This window comes from Herbaspirillum sp. C7C8 (assembly GCF_022627875.1).
In the GTDB taxonomy this organism is placed as follows: Bacteria; Pseudomonadota; Gammaproteobacteria; order Burkholderiales; family Burkholderiaceae_D; genus Herbaspirillum.
The window spans coordinates 106,186-124,115 of sequence record NZ_JABXGG010000009.1 but is presented as its reverse complement, the minus strand read 5'-3'; the positions used below and the strand labels follow the sequence as shown (position 1 = coordinate 124,115).

The window sequence follows — 17,930 nt, the reverse complement described above, 5'->3', positions numbered from 1 at the left end:
AATAACGGCAAAACGTTTCCGATTTACAGCTTGCACTGCAAAAAATCCAGGAAACAGCTGATGCGGCGTGACAATTGGGTGTTGTGATAGTAGACCGCCGAGATCTTCTGGCGAAAACCGCTATCGTAGTGCTCCAGCAGCCGGACCAGGCGCCCGGCGGCCAGATCGGCAACGGTCATGAAGTCGGACAGGCAGGCAATGCCCTGCCCCTGCAAGGCCAGGTGACGGAGGGTCTCGCCACTGGAGGCGCGGATCGCCGGGCGGACCTGGTAGCGGTCCCCGGCGGTGTGGCGTAGCGGCCAGTGATTGAGGATGTCCGGCTGGGAAAAACCGATCAGCTGGTGCTGCTCCAGCGCTTCCACCGACTCCGGCGCGCCGTGGCGGGCAAGGTAATCGGGACTGGCCACGATGTTCAGGCGCGCCGAACTCAGGGGCCGCGCATGCAGGGTGGAGTCCTGCAGTTCGCCGATGCGGATGGCAATGTCGGCGCGCTGCTCCACCAGGTCGATGAAGCGGTCATTGGTGGTCAGCTCCAGTTCGATGTCCGGGTAGGCTGCGCGGAAAGCCCCTACATGCGGAACAATACAATGCAGCATGAAAGGCACGGCCGCATCCACACGCAGCTTGCCAACCGGCTTGCGGGTGCGCATGCGCACCGTGTCTTCGGCTTGCTCCATGGCGGCCAGGATGGCGCGCGCCTGCTCCAGGAAGGCTTCACCCTCTTCGGTCAGTTCCATGCGGCGCGTGGTACGGGTCAAGAGGCTCGCACCCAGCTTCTCTTCCAGCCGCGACAACGCCCGGCTCACCCCTGAGGTGGTCTGCTCCAGCACTTCGGCGGCCGCCGAGAGCGTGCCCGCCTCCACCACGGCGACGAAGGTGCGCAATTCCTCGGACTGAATGCTCATTGTTGACTCCGGATCAAATATTCTTTGATTTTAACGGTATTTTTCTCAACAAAGTCTGCGCGCACAATCCTTCATATCGCTGGCAATCCCCCCCTCTCGGATCAGCCGGCCCGAAAACCTCACCTTTCAAGGATTGCCATGCCAATTGCACTTTGGGCGCTGACCATCAGCGCATTCGCCATCGGAACCACCGAATTCGTCATCATGGGCTTGTTGCCCGAGGTGGCCAACAACTTGGGCGTGAGCCTCTCCTCGGCCGGCCTGCTGGTGACCGGTTATGCCCTGGGCGTGTTCGTGGGGGCCCCGCTGGTCACCGCCACTACCGGACGCCTGCCGCGCAAGACCTTGCTGATCGCCTTGATGGTGGTCTTCGTCATCGGCAACCTGGCCTGTGCCATCGCGCCGGACTATGCCACGCTGATGATCGGGCGCGTGGTGGCGTCCTTTGCCCATGGTGCCTTCTTCGGGGTCGGCTCGGTGGTCGCGACCGGCCTGGTCCCCAAGGAAAAGCAGGCCTCGGCCATCGCCCTGATGTTCACCGGCCTGACGGTGGCCAACGTGCTGGGCGTGCCCTTCGGCACCTGGCTGGGCCAGAGCCATGGCTGGCGTGCCACCTTCTGGGCGGTGACCGCCATCGGCGTGGTCGCGCTGGCCGCCACCGCCGTGCTGGTGCCCCGCTCGCAAGGCGGAGAAGAAGCCGACTTCGGCAAGGAAGTGCGCGTACTGATGCGCCCGCAGGTGATGCTGGGGTTGTTGATGACGGTGCTGGGCTTCGGCGGGGTATTTGCGGCCTTCACCTATATCGCGCCTATCCTCACCGACATCAGCGGCTTCCCGCCCTCGGCGGTCTCGCCCATCCTGCTGCTGTTCGGCCTGGGGCTGGTGATCGGCAATCTGGCCGGCGGCAAGCTGGCCGACAAGAAGCTCATGGCAACCCTGCTGGGCAGCCTGGTGCTGCTGGCTGCGGTGCTGTTGCTGTTTGGCCTGACCAATGAAAACAAGATCGCCGCCATCATCGGCGTGGGCCTGATGGGCATGGCAGCGTTCGCCACCGTGCCGCCCCTGCAAATGCGCGTGCTGGAAAAGGCGACCGGTGCGCCCAACCTGGCCTCCTCGGCCAACATCGCCGCCTTCAATCTGGGTAATGCCGCCGGTGCCTGGCTGGGCGGTGTGACCATCGATCATGGCCCGGGCCTGCACGCGGTGCCTTATGTCGCTGCACTGCTGCCGCTGGCGGGCATCGTGGTGGCCCTGGTGAGCTGGAAGATGGATGCACGGCCGGCCGCGCTGTCCCGCACCGAACGCACCACGACCTGCTGATCCCCGGAGAGCGCCATGACCCATTCCGCAATCGCTACCCCGCCGCAGCGCCATACCGCCCTGGTGGTAGGTGCCCACGGCGTGATCGGTAGTCAGTTGATCGCACACCTGCTATCCCTGCCGCAATGGGAGGTCATCGGCCTCTCGCGCCGGGGTGGCGAATCCCGCAAGCAGGCGCGACTGCGCTACGTCGCCGTGGACCTGCTCGATGCCGCCGACACCGAACGCCAGCTGGCACCGCTGGAACAGGTCACGCACGTGTTCTACGCCGCTTACCAGCACCGCCCCAGCTGGAGCGAGCTGGTCGCGCCCAACCTGGCCATGCTGCAGCACACGGTGCAGACGGTGGAAGCCCGTGCGCCGGGCTTGCGGCATATCAGCCTGATGCAGGGCTACAAGGTCTATGGCGGCCATCTCGGTCCCTTCAAGACGCCGGCACGCGAGAGCGATGCGCAGTTCATGCCGCCCGAATTCATGTTCGACCAGCAGCGCTGGCTGGCGCAGCGGCGCATTGATTCAGGGTGCAACTGGAGCTGGTCGGCACCGCGCCCGGCCGTCGTGGGAGGCGCGGCCCTGGGCAATCCGATGAACCTGGCGCTGGCCATTGCACTGTACGCCTGCATGAGCAAGGCGCTGGGGCTGCCGCTGCGCTTTCCCGGCAAGCCCGGCGCCTACGACAAGCTGGTCGAAATGACCGATGCCGGCCTGCTGGCCAAGGGCACCGTATGGGCTGCCACCACCGAGACCGCGGCCAACCAAGCCTTCAATTTCGGCAATGGCGACCTGTTCCGCTGGAGCGAGATGTGGCCCAAGATCGCCCGTTATTTCGGCATGGAAGTCGGTACGCCGCTGCCGCTGAAGCTGGCCGAGGTGATGGCCGACAAGGCGCCCTTATGGGAAAGGATCGTCACGGCGCATGGCCTGAAGCAGCATCCTTATGCTTCACTATCGGCGTGGGAATTTGCCGATTTCGTGTTCTCCTGGGACTACGACATGTTTGGTGATGGCAGCAAGGCGCGCCGGCTGGGCTTTCATGAGTATGTGGAAAGCGAGCAGATGTTTTATCAGCTCTTTGATACCTTCAAGGAACGCAAGGTCATTCCGTGGTCCTGATGCCTTGCCTCGCCTCGGCGGATGAAAAAAAGAGCTTGCCGCAGCAAGCTCTTTTCACATCTGCCTCCATGAAACTGAAGCAAAAGGTCAGGCACCCTTCTTGATCCAGGCCGCCAGCTGATGCGGGCCCAGGCCGTCATATTCTTCGAACGGCTGGTGAATCCAGGGGTTGGTCGGCAGGTAGTCGATGTGGAAGTCAGGTTCCACCACCGAGCAGGCCTTCCACCACAACACGGCACTCTTGATCTCGGTGACGGCAGGGTAATGTTCCTTCAGGTGGACCATCACCTTCTGCAGGGTCACGCCCGAATCGACCAGGTCGTCCACCAGCAGGATGCGTCCACCCAGGGTTCCCTTGGTGATGGTGATGTACTTGGCGATGTCCAGGGAGCTGCGGATGGTGCCGGCCGCTTCACGGTAGGAGCTGGTCGAGAGGATGGCCAGCGGGACATCGAAAATGCGCGACATCACGTCACCCGGGCGCAGGCCGCCGCGCGCCAGGCACAGCACCTGGTCGAACTGGTAGCCGGATTCGTAGACCTTCAATGCCAGTCGTTCGATCAGGCGGTTGTAGTCGTCCCAGGAGACCCAGAGGTCTTTGTCGTCAGAGATCTTCATATTCTTGATTGCTTCGTAGTGCCTTGTGCCCTTGCGGGCGATTGCGTGGTGAATTACTTGAACGGATGGCGCAGGACGATGGTCTCTTCGCGGTCCGGGCCGGTGGAGATCATGTCGATGGGCACGCCCACCAGTTCCTCGATGCGCTTGATGTAGGCGCGGGCGTTGGCCGGCAGTGCGTCCAGCGACTTGGCGCCGACGGTGGTCTCGGACCAGCCGGGCATTTCTTCGTAGATCGGCTCGCAGGCGGCTGCCTCTTCAGCGCCGACCGGGAAGATGTCGACGGTCTTGCCATTGAGCTTGTAGCCGGTGCAGAGCTTCAACGACTCCAGGCCGTCCAGCACGTCCAGCTTGGTCAGGCACATGCCCGAGACACCGTTGATCTGCACCGAGCGCTTCAGCAGCGCGGCATCGAACCAGCCGCAGCGGCGCGCACGGCCGGTGACGGTACCGAATTCATGGCCAACCGAGGCCAGGTGCTTGCCGGTGCCGGCGTCCGTCGGCAGTTCAGCCGGGAACGGACCCGAACCGACGCGGGTGGTATAGGCCTTGGTGATGCCCATGATGTAGTGCAGCATGCCCGGACCCACGCCCGCACCGGCGGCGGCATTGCCGGCCACGCAGTTGCTGGAGGTGACGAACGGATAGGTGCCGTGGTCCACGTCCAGCAGGCTGCCTTGCGCGCCTTCGAACAGGATCTTGCCGCCGGCCTTGTGGATGGCGTACAAGTCGCTGGAGACGTCGGTGACCATGGGCTTGATGCGCGGTACGTTGGCCAGGGCATCGTCCAGGGTCTTCTGGTAGTCCACCGGCTGGGTCTTCAGGTAGTGGGTCAGGACAAAGTTGTGATAGTCCAGGTTGGCCAGCAGCTTTTCGGCAAAGCGCTTTTCGTTCAGCAGGTCAGCCACGCGGATGGCGCGACGGGCCACCTTGTCTTCGTAGGCCGGGCCGATGCCCTTGCCGGTGGTGCCGATCTTGTCGACGCCACGGGCGGCTTCACGCGCCACGTCCAGGGCCACGTGATACGGCAGGATCAGCGGACAGGCGTCCGACACCTTCAGGCGCGAGCACACTTCCACGCCGGCGGCTTCGAGCTTGTCGATCTCGCGCAGCAGGTCGGGCACCGACAGCACCACGCCGTTGCCGATGTAGCAGGCCACGCCTTCGCGCATGATGCCCGAGGGGATCAGTTGCAGCGCAGTCTTCTTGCCGCCGATGACCAGCGTGTGGCCGGCATTGTGGCCGCCCTGGAAACGCACCACGCCTTGGGCGTGATCGGTCAGCCAATCGACGATCTTGCCCTTACCTTCGTCGCCCCATTGCGTACCGATGACGACGACATTCTTTGCATTGCTGTTCTGTAACATGACTCAACCCAAGTTTTTGATAATCCAGTTTCCATTGCTGAAATCGAGTGCGCGATCGCAATCGAATTCGTCCTGATCGTGTTCGTGGCCGGGAAGGCTTTGGATCACGATCTCTCCCGCTTGCCGCAATTGCGCTATTTTCTCACGCAGACCGGCGTCCCTGCCCCAAGGGGCGAGGATGGCGCGTTTTCGTTCCGCGCCCGGCATCAGTCGTGCCAGTTCACGCAGGTCCAGGGAGAAGCCGGTGGCCGGCCGCGCACGGCCGAAGGCTTCACCCACATGGTCGTAGCGGCCGCCGCGCACCACCGCATTGGGCAGGCCGGGCACGTAGGCAGAGAACATCACGCCGCTGTGGTAATGATAGCCGCGCAGGTCGGCCAGATCGATCGTGACGGCCGCGCCTTCATGGCCGGCAGCCAGTTCCACCACGGCCTGCAGCTCGTCGAGCGCCTGGCCGATGCCAGGCAGAGCCGGCAAGGTGATGCGGGCGCGCGCGATGACGGAAATGTCGCCATACAGGTTGGGCAGCGCAAGCAAGGCGGCGCGAGTACCGTCCTGATAGCCGGCGGTGATTTCCTTCAGGCCAGGCACATCCTTGGCCTGCAGCAGGCCGAAGAGCTGCGCCTCGTCGCGCTTGGCGGCGGCATCGTTGGCAATGATGGCGCGCAGCACGCCGACGTGGCACAGATCCAGGCGGATGGTGCGCATGCCGGCCAGGGCCAGCGAATTCAAGGCCAGTTCCTGAATCTCTGCGTCGGCTTCGATGCCGGCATGGCCATAGATCTCGGCACCAATCTGGATTGGTTCGCGGGTGGCGTGCAGGCCGGTCGGGCGAGTATGCAGGACACTGCCGGCATAGCACAGGCGGGTGACCGAGGCGCGATTGAGCAGATGGGCGTCGATGCGCGCCACCTGCGTGGTCATGTCGGCGCGCACGCCCAGAGTGCGACCGGAGAGCTGATCAACCAGCTTGAAGGTACGCAGGTCGGTGTCCTGGCCGGCGCCGGTGAGCAGCGATTCGAGGTATTCCAGCAGCGGCGGCATGACCATTTCGTAGCCGTACAGGCGGAAATTGTCGAGCAGGCGCCGGCGCAGTTCCTCGATCTTGCGCGCTTCGGAGGGCAAGACATCGGCGATGTTTTCGGGAAGAAGCCAGTTAGGCATAAACAAAAGTCAAAGCAGAAAAAAACGGTTTGCGTACTTGCGTGGTGCGGATGACAACAAGACAAGCAGGCGCCCAGACGAACAATCGGGGCGGTCCGCAAATGCCTGCCGCCTCTCTTCTTGTATTCCGGGAAAATTGCACCCCGGAACATTGTGTCCGACCAAAAAAGGAAAGATGCCCTTTACCAGCGGCATCCATCCGGTTCGCCCTGCCCGCCGCAAACCTGCGGCGGCGCAGAACACTTCACATTATCGCCTGTTAAGCAGATTTTTACTTCTTCGCAGCGCTGGTGGCGCCGCCGCCCACTCCCTTGAAGTACTTGAAGAACTCCGAGCTCGGATCCACGACCAGGAGATCGTGACGGTTCTTGAAGCTGGCGCGGTAGGCTTCCAGGCTACGGTAGAACTTGTAGAAGTCGGGGTTCTGGCCGAAGGCCTGGGCGTAGATCTGGGACGCCTTGGCGTCACCGGCACCGCGAATCTTTTCGGATTCGCGGTAGGCTTCGGCCAGGATCACCACGCGCTGGCGATCGGCATCGGCACGGATCTTCTCGGACTCGGCCGCACCGGTGGAACGCAGCTCATTGGCCACGCGCACCCGCTCGGACTTCATGCGTTCAAACACCGAATTGTTGATCTGGTCAACGTAGTCCACGCGGCGCAGGCGCACGTCGATGACTTCGACGCCGATCTGCTTGGCTTCGTTGGCCACGCGGGCCTGGATGGCGTCCATGACGTTGTTGCGCTGGCTGGAGATCACTTCGCGCACGGTGCGCTTGGTGATTTCATCGTTCAACGCAGCCTTGACGATCTGCGACAGACGGTCCTGGGTGCGACGCTCGTCGGCACCGAAGCTGACGAAGTACAGGCGCGGATCGATGATGCGCCACTTGACGTAGGCATCGACCAGCACGTTCATCTTTTCGGCGGTGATGAAGCGGTCGGCGTCCGGGGTATCCAAGGTCTGGATGCGCTTGTCCAGGTACATCACATTCTGGAACGGTGGCGGCAGCTTGAAGTGCAGGCCGGGCTCGGTGATGACCTGCTTGACTTCACCCAGGGCGAAGACGATGGCCGAAGAACGCTGGTCCACCACGAAGATGGTGGACGACGCCAGCCAGATCGCCACCACGGCGACGATGACGGAAGTAACGAGGCGGCCCATCAGCGCACCTCCCTTTCGCGCGCATCACGGGGATCGCGGTTTCTCGAATCTCGCATCAGCTCGGAAGAATACACGGTGTCGTTTCCTGCAGTCGAAGTGGTGGACGGCGCGCCCGCAGAGGGCTGGACGGTCGCCGAAGCCTGCGCCTTGCCACCGGCCGGGGCCGCTTCGCTGGCGCTTTGCTGGATCAGCTTGTCCAGCGGCAGATACAGGAGGTTGCTGCCGCTCTTGGCATCGACCATGACCTTGGTGGTGTTGGCAAAGATCTGCTGCATGGTTTCCAGGTACATGCGCTCGCGGGTGACCGCCGGCGCCTTGGCGTAGGCTTCTTGCACCTGGGTGAAGCGGGAGGCATCACCTTCTGCATTGGCGACCACGCGGGAGCGGTAGGCCTCGGCTTCTTCCAGCAGGCGCGAGGCGGCGCCGGATGCGCGCGGGATCACGTCATTGGCATAGGCCTGGCCTTCGTTCTTGAGGCGCTCACGGTCCTGGCCGGCCTTGACGGCGTCGTCGAAGGCGGCTTGCACCTGTTCAGGCGGTTGCACGCCCTGCATGGTGACGTTGGTGATCTGGACACCGGACTTGTAGCGGTCCAGGATCTGCTGCATGCGCTGGCTCACGTCCAGCGCGACCTTTTCACGGCCCTCATAGAGAACAAAGTCCATCTTGCTGCGACCGACGATTTCACGGATGGCGGTCTCGGCGACCTGGCGTACGGAGTCATCCGGGTCGCGGTTGTTGAACAGCCATTCGGCGGCGTTCTTGAGCTTGTACTGGACGGCGAACTGGATATCGATGATGTTTTCATCATCGGTCAGCATCAGGGATTCCTTGAGCTGCTTGTTGCGCACATTGCCGCGATAACCGATCTCGGCAGTACGCACCTGGGACATGTTGACGATCTCGTGGCCCTGGATGGGATACGGCCAGCGCCAGTTGAAGCCCGGCAGCGTGGTGTGGCTGTAGCGACCGAAGGTAGTGACCACGGCGGTCTGGCCTTCCTGCACGATGAAGAAGCCGCTGGCCAGCCAGAGGAAAGCCACGATCACGGCGATGACGCCCACGCCGATGCCGGCACCCTTGACGTCGCCACGATTGAAGCCGCCGCCACCGTTGCCGCCGTCGGATCCGCCACCGCCCTTGCGGCCCAGGAGGCCGGCGATGCGCTGGTTGAAGTCGCGCCAGAGCTGGTCGAGGTCAGGCGGACCGTCATTGTTGCCGGACGGTTTTTCGGGCCGTTTGTCGCCGTTATTTCCGTTATTCTGATTCTCGCGGTTGTCGTTTTGCGAACCACGTCCCCATTGGGGGTCGTTCAACGAAAACTTGACACCGATTTTCCTGAATAAAGACACAAGCATGCGTTTGCGTTCCGGCTGAAGTAATGGATTAAGAGAATCAAGGAGGAATGCGCGCCAGGAACGTGCAAAAAGCCGTCCCCTCGAACGGCTCAAGCGTGCATGTCTGCGGAATCGACTGGCTCGGAACGGCTGCGACCCCTGGCCTCCAAGGCGGCCTTGAGCGAAGCGGCGATCGCTTCGCGCAGCAGATCCAGGCCAGCACCGGACTTGGCACTGACGAAAACCCGCTGGATTTTACCATACTCGTCATACTCGACCGTCGGTTCCAGACCGGCGGCGTCGATCTTGTTCCAGACCAGGATCTGCGGCACGTGATCTGCGCCGATTTCCTTCAACACCAGGTTGACCTGCTCGATCTGTTCCATCCGTACCGGGCTGGCCGCATCCACCACGTGCAGCAGCAGGTCGGCGTGAATGGTTTCTTCGAGGGTGGCGCGGAAGGCCTCGACCAGTTGGTGAGGCAGTTCGCGGATGAAGCCCACGGTATCCGAAATCACCACGTGCCCGACCTCACCCAGGTAAACGCGACGGGAAGTCGTGTCCAGCGTGGCGAAGAGCTGGTTGGCGGCATACACCCCAGCCTTGGCAAGGGAATTGAAGATAGTCGACTTGCCGGCATTGGTGTAACCCACCAGCGAGACCGAGAAGGTTTCACTGCGCCCCCGCGCGCGACGCTGCGTGGCATGCTGCCGGCGCAGCTTGGCCAGCACGGCCCGCAAGGCCTTGACACGCTCGCCCAGCAGACGGCGGTCGGTTTCGAGCTGGGTTTCACCGGGTCCGCGCAGACCGATACCCCCCTTTTGCCGCTCCAGGTGAGTCCAGCCGCGGATGAGGCGGGTGGCCAGGTGTTGCAACTGGGCCAGCTCAACCTGCACCTTGCCCTCGTGGCTCTTGGCGCGCTGCGCGAAGATATCGAGAATCAGGCTGGTCCGGTCGAGCACGCGCACCTTCAGCACCCGCTCCAGATTACGCTGCTGGGCCGGTGAAAGAGCGTGATTGAAAATGACCAGTTCGAGCTGGAGGTCGGCAACGGCGTCGGCCACTTCCTGTGCCTTGCCGGTACCTACGAAAAGCGCGGCATCCGGACTGGCACGGCGACCGGTGATGGTGATCACCGGCTCCGCACCAGCCGATTTTGCCAGAAGGAGGAGCTCATCCAGACTTGCGGCGAAATCGTTCTTGCCGAAGTCCAGGCCGACTAACGCGGCACGCATGTCAAAATGCCCACGGCGTCAAGCCGGCCAGGTAGACCATTATTCGTCGGACGAGGATTCGAGACTGAGATTGACCGCACGTGCAGGCACGACGGTAGAGATGGCGTGTTTGTAAACCATTTGCGTAACGGTGTTACGCAGCAGGACCACGTATTGATCGAAAGACTCCACATGGCCTTGCAGCTTGATGCCGTTGACCAGATAGATAGAGACGGGAACGTGCTCTTTTCTCAATGCGTTCAGGAATGGGTCTTGTAACAATTGCCCTTTGTTGCTCATGGCAGCTCCACGGTGTTGTTGTGATTAGGACTTGGAGGCACTTCAAGGAATATCAAGTGCTTGACCAACTTTATGCTATTCAATTTAAACGATTTTCGCTCCAACGCCAAAAACATTGATCGAATAGCAGGATTTACGATTATTTTTCCTGCCGGATGAAAGGATTCTTGCCCGACTTGAACTCGATACGCAGTGGAGTGCCGACCAGGGAGAAAGTTTCCCGGAAGTGCTTTTCCAGATAGCGTTTGTAATTGTCATCGATGGCTTCCAGCGCATTGCCGTGGATCACCACCACGGGAGGGTTCTGCCCGCCCTGGTGCGCATAGCGCAGCTTGGGACGAATCGAACCCTTGCGGCGCGGCTGCTGGTGTTCCAGCGCCTCTTCCAGCGCGCGCGTCAGGCGCGGCGTGCTCAGCTTGGCCATGGCAGCGGCGTAGGCCGAATCGATGGATTTCATCAGCGGACCGATACCGGTGGACTTGAGTGCCGAGATGAAGTGGAACTTGGCGAAGGAAAGGAAATTCAGTTTGCGCTCCAGATCCATCTTGATCTGGTTGCGCTGATCGCTTTCCATGCCATCCCATTTGTTCACACCGACCACCAGCGCCCTGCCCGACTCCAGCACGAAGCCGGCGATGTGGGCATCCTGCTCGGAGATGTCCTGCTGGGCATCCAGCAACAGCAGCACGACGTTGGCATCTGAAATCGATTTCAGCGTCTTGACCACGGAGAATTTCTCGATGGCCTCGAAGACCTTGCCACGGCGGCGGATGCCGGCGGTATCGATCAGGGTGTAGTGACGACCTTCGCGCTCGAAGGGAATTTCAATCGAATCGCGCGTGGTACCCGGCATGTCGAAGGCAATCACGCGCTCTTCGCCCAGCAAGGTATTGACCAGGGTCGACTTGCCCACGTTGGGACGACCGACGATGGCGATCTTGGTACCGCGCATGGCCGGCTCTTCGGCTTCCGGCTCCTGGGCACGCTGGGCCTCGATCTGATCGAGGGCTTCCTCGACCAGGTCAGCCACGCCGTCACCGTGGGCGGCGGAGATCACATAGGGATCGCCCATGCCCAGCTCGTAGAAGTCGGCGGTGACCGAGGTGTACTTCATGCCCTCGGACTTGTTGACCACCAGCAGCACGGAGCGGCCGCACTTGCGCAGGAAGTCGGTGATGGTCTTGTCGTGCGGCGTCAATCCCTGGCGACCGTCGACGATGAACACCACGATATCGGCCTCGACCACTGCCTGCTTGGTCTGCTTGGCCATCTCATACATGATCCCGTCCTTGGCGACGGGTTCGAAGCCACCGGTATCGATCACCAGGAACGGACGTTCGCCGACCCGGCCTTGGCCGTAGTGACGATCGCGCGTCAGGCCGGGCAGGTCCGCCACCAGCGCATCGCGGCTGCGGGTGAGCCTGTTGAACAACGTCGATTTGCCGACGTTGGGACGGCCTACAAGTGCAATTACCGGTTTCATTTCTTTTCTTGGGGGTCGTTCGTCACAGCCACTTATTCGGCAACGACGGAGACCACGGTTCCTGATTTGGTTTGGAAAACGACAGACGAACCGGTCGAAACCGGAGGCGCCTGGATAGCACTGCCGTCGGTAGCCAGACGGGCCACGAAGGCGCCATCTTCCCGCGACAGGAAGTGAATATAACCCTGGAAGTCACCCACCGCCACCGCTTTGCCAATGGCGATCGGGCTGGAGAGCTGGCGGTTCTTCAGACGGTCGTTGCGCCAGATGACCGCACCGGTATCACGCGCAAACTCGGTCACGGCACCGCCGACATCGGCCGCGTAGACATAGGCATCATCCAGATTGACGCCGACATCGCTGGAAAACTCCTTGATCCAGCGCACATTGCCATTGAGCAAGTCAAAGCAACCGATGCGCCCCTGGTAGGAGGCGGCGCAGATGTCGGTCGCGCCCAGCGCCGGCACACCAGATACATCGGAGATGCGTTCCAGTTCGGTCGTGCCGCGCGGATCGCCGACCGGCACTTCCCAGCGCGGACCGCCATTGTTCAGTGCCAGCGCCGACAGGCGGCCGCCCGGCAGAGCCACGAAGGCGGTCTGCGAAGCAATCACGATGCCCGGCGCATTGCGCAGCGTCAACGACGGCACGTTGCGCTGGACCATCCAGCGCTGGCTGCCATTGTCGGCATCATACGCGGTCACGCGGTTGTCGATGCTGCGAATGACCACCAGCCCCTCACCCACGGCCGGGGCCGACAGCACTTCGCTGGGCGCCTGGGCGCTCCAGGTCGGCTTGCCGGAGCCTGCATCGAAGGCCTGGATACGGCCCTTCTCGCCCACCACCACGACAGTGCTGCCATCGGTGCCGACACCGGCCGTCAGGTCACCCTCGGCACGGCTGCGCCACAGGGTCTGACCATTCTGGGCATTGATGCGTACCACGGTGCCATCATTGGCGGCAGCAAAGATGCTGCCGGCAGCAAAGGCCGGGCTGAACTGGTAGCTGCCGGACTTGCCGACCGAGACCGTCCAGGCGGACTGGGCGCGCATCTTCTGGGTGAATTCCACCAGCGGCGCCGGCGGATTCGGATCTTTCTTGCTGGAGAACAGCGAGCAGCCGGACAAGGCCACCACGGCGGCCATGGCCGCCACGTTCAGCGCCAGCTTGCCGGCGCGGCGGGATCGAGCAAAGGATGTTGCCTGGGCAGCAGTGGCTGTCACACTACGCATATTCTGTTTCCTCTAAGCGATGGATGGATTCGCGGTGGGATTGCGATTCAATTCGTGGGTTGCACCAGCAACCCTGCGGGTCACCGGTCCGCCGCAGCAGACCGATCACCGGGGCATTCAGTCAGTCGCGCGGGCGCCGGCCTCAGGCCTTGGGCGCTTCGCCGCCAATGGCGTCGAGCTTGATCTGGATCAGCTGGCGCGCCGGATCCTTGGCATCGCTCTTTTCCAACGCCAGCTTGTAGGCGGTACGGGCTTCGTCACGCTTGCCCTGCGCCGCCAGCACATCCCCCTTGCGGTCGGCGATGGCGCCGGCAAACTGGGCCGGATAGTCACCCGACAAGACCTTCAGCGCTTCATCGTACGCCTTGGCATCAAGCAGTACCCCGGCCAGACGCACGGCGGCGATGGCCTTGTACTCCTTGCCACGGCCATGGTCGATCACCCATTGCAGCTGTTTCTTGGCCGCTTCCATGTCATTGGCATCGAAGGCCGACTTGGCGGCCACCAGCGCGCTCATTTCGGCGTAGGCGGTACCGCTGAACTTGTCCTGAATGTCGGCGGCGGCACGTTGCACCTTGGCATTATCCTTGGCGGCCAGCGACTTCTGCTGCTCTTCGTAGAGCACCGAGGCTTGCGCCGACTGGCGGCCCTGATAGGTGTTCCAGCCGGTCCAGGCGGCGTAGGCGGCCAACACAATGATCAGCGCCCAGGTCACCAGGTTGCCGTACTTCGCCCACCAGGCCTTGATGGAATCAAGCTGTTCTTGTTCTTCGAGATCGTATGCCATGTAACTCTGCGTTTAGATAAGTTGACGGTCGAGGAGGACGGGTCTTCAGGGGTGATAGTGCACGTGGTCGTGATCATGGTCGTGATCGCCCACGATCTGTTCCACGATGTAATCGACCACGCCGTCGAAGGCCATGTTGCTCTGATTGGCACGCCCTTCCTCGGCATTGCCTTCGCGCATGTGCTTGACGGTGGCGGTCCCGGCCTTGAGCTCGTCTTCGCCGATGATCACGGCAAAGGCGGCACCGCTGGCGTCGGCGCGCTTCATCTGCGCCTTGAACGAGCCACCACCATTGGACGATGCGCAATGTAGCACAACATCGAGCCCGGCAGTCCGCAAACGTTCAGCCAGGACAAAAGATTGCAATTGTGCATCCTCGCCTTGATGGACCAGATAGACGTCGCACTGATTCGGTGCGTACTGTTCGCCATTGGCCTTCATCAGCTCCAGCAGGCGTTCCACGCCCATGGCGAAGCCGCAGGCCGGAGTCGGCTTGCCGCCGAACATTTCGATCAGCGGGTCGTAGCGGCCACCGCCACAGACGGTGCCCTGCGAGCCCAGCTGGTCGGTGACCCACTCGAACACGGTACGGTTGTAGTAGTCCATGCCGCGCACCAGGCGCGGATTGATGGTGAAGGGAATGTTGTTGTGACGCAGGATCTTCTGTACGCCCTCGAAGTGCGCGCGCGATTCTTCACCCAGGTAATCCAGCAGCTTGGGCGCGGCATTCACCATCTCCTGCATGGCCGGATTCTTCGTATCCAGGATGCGCAGCGGGTTGGCGTGCAGGCGACGCTGGGCGTCGGTGTCCAGCAGTTCCTTGTGCTGTTCAAAGTAGGCGATCAGGTCGGCGCGGTGCTTGTTGCGCTCCTCGGCATTGCCGATGGAGTTGAGCTCCAGGCGGATGTCGGACAGGCCCAGGTCGTCCCAGAGGCGCTGGCACATCATGATCAGCTCGGCATCGATATCCGGACCGCTGAAGCCCACGGCCTCGGCCCCCACCTGGTGGAACTGGCGATAACGACCACGCTGCGGACGCTCGTGACGGAACATCGGGCCGACGTACCAGAGGCGCTTGGGGCCGTCGTAGGTCAGATTGTGTTCAAGGGCGGCACGCACCACGCCGGCAGTGTTTTCCGGGCGCAGGGTCAGGTTGTCGCCGTTCATGGAATCGGTGAAGGAATACATCTCCTTCTCGACGATGTCAGTCACCTCGCCCAGGCCGCGCGCGAACAGTGCGGTCGGCTCGACGATGGGCGTGCGGATCTGCTGGAAACCATAGCTCTTGAGCACCGATTGCACGGTGTTCTCGAACAGTTCCCACAACGGGGCGTCGGCCGGCAGGATGTCATTCATGCCTTTGACGCCAACGATTTTTTCGACTTTCTTTTGTTCTGACATACCGAAATCCGGAATTTTGCTTTTTACTTCATTTTTGGAAGCTGGAATATGTCGCATCTTTCGTGCGACGGGCCAGCGCAAGTGTACTGCATGGCCTGGAACACCCTAGGGTGACCGGCCACGCGGTGATCAGGCATGACTACCCTGACCGTAATGCGATTCGACGTATTCCAGCACCACGCTCTGGAATTCCTCGGCGATGCGTTCGCCGCGCAGGGTCATCTTCTTTTCGCCATCGATGAACACCGGGGCCGCCGGCGACTCGCCGGTGCCGGGCAGGCTGATGCCGATGTTGGCGTGCTTGGATTCGCCGGGACCGTTGACGATGCAGCCCATCACGGCCACGTTCATGGCTTCCACGCCGGGATACTTTCCCTTCCACACCGGCATCTGCTCGCGCAGGAAGGTCTGGATCTTGTCCGCCAGGTCCTGGAACACGGTCGAGGTGGTGCGGCCGCAACCCGGGCAGGCGATCACCATCGGGGTGAACTTGCGCAGCCCCATGGTTTGCAGGATTTCCTGGCCGACCACCACTTCCTTGGTGCGGTCGCCACCCGGTTCGGGAGTCAGTGAGATGCGGATGGTGTCGCCGATGCCTTCCTGCAGCAGCACCGACAGCGCAGCCGTGGAGGCGACAATGCCCTTGCTGCCCATGCCCGCCTCGGTCAGGCCAAGATGCAGCGGATAGTCGCAGCGACGCGCCAGTTCGCGGTAGACCGCGATCAGGTCCTGCACACCGGAGACCTTGCAGGAGAGGATGATCTTGTCGCCTGCCATGCCGAGTTCTTCGGCGCGCTGGGCGTTCTCGATGGCCGAGGTGACCAAGGCTTCATACATCACCGCCTGCGCCGACCAGGGTTCGGCGCGGCCGGCGTTCTCGTCCATGATGCGCGCCAGCAGGGCCTGGTCCAGGCTGCCCCAGTTGACCCCGATGCGCACCGGCTTGTCGTACTTGCAGGCCACTTCGATCATCTGGGCGAACTGGGTATCGCGCTTGGCGCCCTTGCCGACGTTGCCGGGGTTGATCCGATACTTGGAAAGCGCCTGGGCGCACTCCGGATAGTCGGTCAACAGAGTGTGGCCGTTGTAGTGGAAATCACCCACCAGCGGCACGTCCACGCCCATGCGGTCGAGCTGCTCGCGAATGGCCGGCACGGCTGCCGCGGCCTCGGGCGTATTGACGGTCAGGCGCACGATTTCGGAGCCCGCGCGGGCCAGCTCCTTGATCTGGATGGCCGTCCCGATGGCGTCGGCCGTGTCGGTGTTGGTCATGGATTGCACCATCACCGGCGCACCGCCACCCACGATGATCTCGCGCGTCCCGTGGCTGATGACCACGCGGCGGCTGTTGCGGCGGGCCAGCGGCCCGGAGGCGATCGGGAAGGAAGACATGTCAGTCAGTCGGTTCAGTTCAGGTTCAGGCGTGCAACATTGCTGCCGCCCGGGGTTTTCAGGTCCAGCGGCTGGCCGCGCAGCGTCGCGTCGACACCGGCGGCGTTGCCGATGATGAGCGTGGTCGCATCGGAGACGTCGAAGGTCTCGGTGGTGCCGGCCTTGAGCAGACGTGAAATCACGGTGCTCTTGTCAGCACGGCGGATTTCCACCCAGGAATCCTCGCGGAAGGTCAGGCGCAGCAAATCCTTGCTGTTGACGATGTTCAGCCCGCCGGGCACGGTGGTCGAGGCCATCTGTGCCGGCGCGTTTGCCGTCGCTGTCGATGCCGCCGGGGCAGGCATGGAAGCCGGCTCGCTGGCCGCAAGCGTGGACGGCTGCACCGGCTCGGGCTTGGTCGATGCAGGGGGCTGGGCCGCCGGGGCCGGGGATTGTGTGGCCGGCACGGCTTGCTTGACCGGTTCCTCGGCAGGCGCGGGCGTGATGGTCTCAACGCGCGCATTGACCGGCAGCTCGCTGGAGGCGGTCTCCGCACTCTGCGCGTTCTGCGCATCCTGTGCGGTTTCCGGGGCTGTAGCAGCATCCACGTGATGCGACTTGAGGAAGGCCAGCTGAGGCAGCTTGGTCCCCAGCTCGGTCCAGCGCACGGCTGCAGCGCCTGCCAGCAGGGCCACCACCACGACACCGGCGATGATGGGCAAGGCTGAGCTGTTGCCGCGCGTACTCATCATCATGGCCGGCAACGGGCCTTCCGAGAAGGGTGTCGACAGTGAATGCTGAGGCACGATGTGATCGCGCTGCTGCACCGCCGACTCCTGCGGCATGGCCGCCGCCAGGGCATGGCTATCCAGCCCCAGCACCTTGGCATAACTGCGCACGAAACCGCGTGCCACCGCGAGGCCGGGCAGGGCCGCATAGTTGTCGGCCTCGATGGCCTGGATCTGGCGTGGCGCCAGCTTGACCAGGCTGGCCACCTGCTCGACGGACCACCCCTTTTTCTGCCGCGCCGCCGCCAGCGTAGCGCCCGGCAAGACCTGGGCCTGGGACGGTTGACCGGGATCTTGCGGTTGCTGCGACGACATTTCGTTCATTTGTTGATCACTCATCAAATGCTCCACATGGAAAAGCTTTT

At 62.6% G+C, this 17,930-nt stretch carries 16 protein-coding genes; 2 read left to right on the top strand and 14 right to left on the bottom strand.

Annotation, left to right across the window (positions count from 1 at the left end):
• Positions 1–23 precede the first annotated feature (23 nt).
• Positions 24–905, bottom strand: a complete 882-nt coding sequence (locus HWE01_RS12680) for a LysR substrate-binding domain-containing protein (protein ID WP_008329851.1) — start codon at positions 903–905, stop codon at positions 24–26.
• Positions 906–1,043: 138 nt separating this feature from the next.
• Here HWE01_RS12680 and HWE01_RS12675 point away from each other — a divergent pair, with 138 nt between their 5' ends.
• The gene (locus tag HWE01_RS12675; RefSeq protein ID WP_241821982.1) at positions 1,044–2,225 is read left to right on the top strand and encodes an MFS transporter; all 1,182 of its coding nucleotides are present in this window, start codon (positions 1,044–1,046) and stop codon (positions 2,223–2,225) included.
• A gap of 15 nt (positions 2,226–2,240) precedes the next feature.
• Entirely contained in the window at positions 2,241–3,338 is a 1,098-nt protein-coding gene (locus HWE01_RS12670) for an SDR family oxidoreductase (RefSeq protein WP_241821981.1), read from the top strand.
• An 87-nt stretch (positions 3,339–3,425) separates the two neighbouring features.
• Here the strand turns inward: HWE01_RS12670 and HWE01_RS12665 are convergent, their stop codons facing one another.
• The 13 genes from HWE01_RS12665 to HWE01_RS12605 all read right to left on the bottom strand — a co-directional run bounded on the left by HWE01_RS12665 (position 3,426) and on the right by HWE01_RS12605 (position 17,904).
• Positions 3,426–3,956, bottom strand: a complete 531-nt coding sequence (locus HWE01_RS12665; RefSeq protein ID WP_008329857.1) for a phosphoribosyltransferase — start codon at positions 3,954–3,956, stop codon at positions 3,426–3,428.
• Positions 3,957–4,009: 53 nt separating this feature from the next.
• Positions 4,010–5,323 (bottom strand): adenylosuccinate synthase, encoded by a 1,314-nt coding sequence (locus HWE01_RS12660; RefSeq protein WP_008329859.1) that lies wholly within the window; start codon positions 5,321–5,323, stop codon positions 4,010–4,012.
• 3 nt (positions 5,324–5,326) lie between these two features.
• Positions 5,327–6,487: an ATP phosphoribosyltransferase regulatory subunit gene (locus HWE01_RS12655; protein ID WP_241821980.1), complete on the bottom strand. Its 1,161-nt coding sequence runs from the start codon at positions 6,485–6,487 to the stop codon at positions 5,327–5,329.
• 271 nt (positions 6,488–6,758) lie between these two features.
• Positions 6,759–7,652 (bottom strand): protease modulator HflC, encoded by an 894-nt coding sequence (hflC, locus tag HWE01_RS12650; protein ID WP_241821979.1) that lies wholly within the window; start codon positions 7,650–7,652, stop codon positions 6,759–6,761.
• Positions 7,652–9,010 carry an FtsH protease activity modulator HflK gene (gene hflK, locus HWE01_RS12645; RefSeq protein ID WP_241821978.1) on the bottom strand — a complete coding sequence of 453 codons (1,359 nt, stop codon included), beginning with the start codon at positions 9,008–9,010 and terminating at the stop codon, positions 7,652–7,654. The genes hflC and hflK overlap by 1 nt, the downstream gene beginning before the upstream one ends.
• A gap of 89 nt (positions 9,011–9,099) precedes the next feature.
• Positions 9,100–10,224: a GTPase HflX gene (hflX, locus tag HWE01_RS12640; protein WP_008329868.1), complete on the bottom strand. Its 1,125-nt coding sequence runs from the start codon at positions 10,222–10,224 to the stop codon at positions 9,100–9,102.
• Positions 10,225–10,263: 39 nt separating this feature from the next.
• A complete protein-coding gene (hfq, locus tag HWE01_RS12635; protein ID WP_006463311.1) occupies positions 10,264–10,503 on the bottom strand; it encodes an RNA chaperone Hfq in 240 nt (79 codons plus the stop codon).
• A gap of 139 nt (positions 10,504–10,642) precedes the next feature.
• Positions 10,643–11,986 carry a ribosome biogenesis GTPase Der gene (der, locus tag HWE01_RS12630; RefSeq protein WP_008329870.1) on the bottom strand — a complete coding sequence of 448 codons (1,344 nt, stop codon included), beginning with the start codon at positions 11,984–11,986 and terminating at the stop codon, positions 10,643–10,645.
• 32 nt (positions 11,987–12,018) lie between these two features.
• Entirely contained in the window at positions 12,019–13,218 is a 1,200-nt protein-coding gene (gene bamB, locus HWE01_RS12625) for an outer membrane protein assembly factor BamB (protein ID WP_008329871.1), read from the bottom strand.
• Positions 13,219–13,360: 142 nt separating this feature from the next.
• Entirely contained in the window at positions 13,361–14,005 is a 645-nt protein-coding gene (locus tag HWE01_RS12620; RefSeq protein ID WP_008329877.1) for a YfgM family protein, read from the bottom strand.
• A gap of 45 nt (positions 14,006–14,050) precedes the next feature.
• Positions 14,051–15,406 carry a histidine--tRNA ligase gene (gene hisS, locus HWE01_RS12615; RefSeq protein ID WP_175344314.1) on the bottom strand — a complete coding sequence of 452 codons (1,356 nt, stop codon included), beginning with the start codon at positions 15,404–15,406 and terminating at the stop codon, positions 14,051–14,053.
• Positions 15,407–15,535: 129 nt separating this feature from the next.
• On the bottom strand, positions 15,536–16,798 hold the full coding sequence (gene ispG / locus HWE01_RS12610; RefSeq protein ID WP_008329879.1) for a flavodoxin-dependent (E)-4-hydroxy-3-methylbut-2-enyl-diphosphate synthase: 1,263 nt from the start codon (positions 16,796–16,798) through the stop codon (positions 15,536–15,538).
• 14 nt (positions 16,799–16,812) lie between these two features.
• Positions 16,813–17,904 carry a helix-turn-helix domain-containing protein gene (locus tag HWE01_RS12605; RefSeq protein WP_008329880.1) on the bottom strand — a complete coding sequence of 364 codons (1,092 nt, stop codon included), beginning with the start codon at positions 17,902–17,904 and terminating at the stop codon, positions 16,813–16,815.
• Between the last annotated feature and the right edge of the window lie 26 nt (positions 17,905–17,930).

Bases quoted from the DNA above. Each gene is read 5' to 3' on its own strand.
- hflK (WP_241821978.1), bottom strand. From the start codon at position 9,010: ATGCTTGTGTCTTTATTCAGGAAAATCGGTGTCAAGTTTTCGTTGAAC.
- HWE01_RS12605 (WP_008329880.1), bottom strand. From the start codon at position 17,904: ATGAGTGATCAACAAATGAACGAAATGTCGTCGCAGCAACCGCAAGAT.
- ispG (WP_008329879.1), bottom strand. From the start codon at position 16,798: ATGTCTTCCTTCCCGATCGCCTCCGGGCCGCTGGCCCGCCGCAACAGC.
- bamB (WP_008329871.1), bottom strand. From the start codon at position 13,218: ATGCGTAGTGTGACAGCCACTGCTGCCCAGGCAACATCCTTTGCTCGA.
- HWE01_RS12680 (WP_008329851.1), bottom strand. From the start codon at position 905: ATGAGCATTCAGTCCGAGGAATTGCGCACCTTCGTCGCCGTGGTGGAG.
- hflX (WP_008329868.1), bottom strand. From the start codon at position 10,224: ATGCGTGCCGCGTTAGTCGGCCTGGACTTCGGCAAGAACGATTTCGCC.
- HWE01_RS12665 (WP_008329857.1), bottom strand. From the start codon at position 3,956: ATGAAGATCTCTGACGACAAAGACCTCTGGGTCTCCTGGGACGACTAC.
- HWE01_RS12670 (WP_241821981.1), top strand. From the start codon at position 2,241: ATGACCCATTCCGCAATCGCTACCCCGCCGCAGCGCCATACCGCCCTG.
- HWE01_RS12675 (WP_241821982.1), top strand. From the start codon at position 1,044: ATGCCAATTGCACTTTGGGCGCTGACCATCAGCGCATTCGCCATCGGA.
- HWE01_RS12655 (WP_241821980.1), bottom strand. From the start codon at position 6,487: ATGCCTAACTGGCTTCTTCCCGAAAACATCGCCGATGTCTTGCCCTCC.
- HWE01_RS12660 (WP_008329859.1), bottom strand. From the start codon at position 5,323: ATGTTACAGAACAGCAATGCAAAGAATGTCGTCGTCATCGGTACGCAA.
- hflC (WP_241821979.1), bottom strand. From the start codon at position 7,652: ATGGGCCGCCTCGTTACTTCCGTCATCGTCGCCGTGGTGGCGATCTGG.
- hisS (WP_175344314.1), bottom strand. From the start codon at position 15,406: ATGTCAGAACAAAAGAAAGTCGAAAAAATCGTTGGCGTCAAAGGCATG.
- der (WP_008329870.1), bottom strand. From the start codon at position 11,986: ATGAAACCGGTAATTGCACTTGTAGGCCGTCCCAACGTCGGCAAATCG.
- HWE01_RS12620 (WP_008329877.1), bottom strand. From the start codon at position 14,005: ATGGCATACGATCTCGAAGAACAAGAACAGCTTGATTCCATCAAGGCC.
- hfq (WP_006463311.1), bottom strand. From the start codon at position 10,503: ATGAGCAACAAAGGGCAATTGTTACAAGACCCATTCCTGAACGCATTG.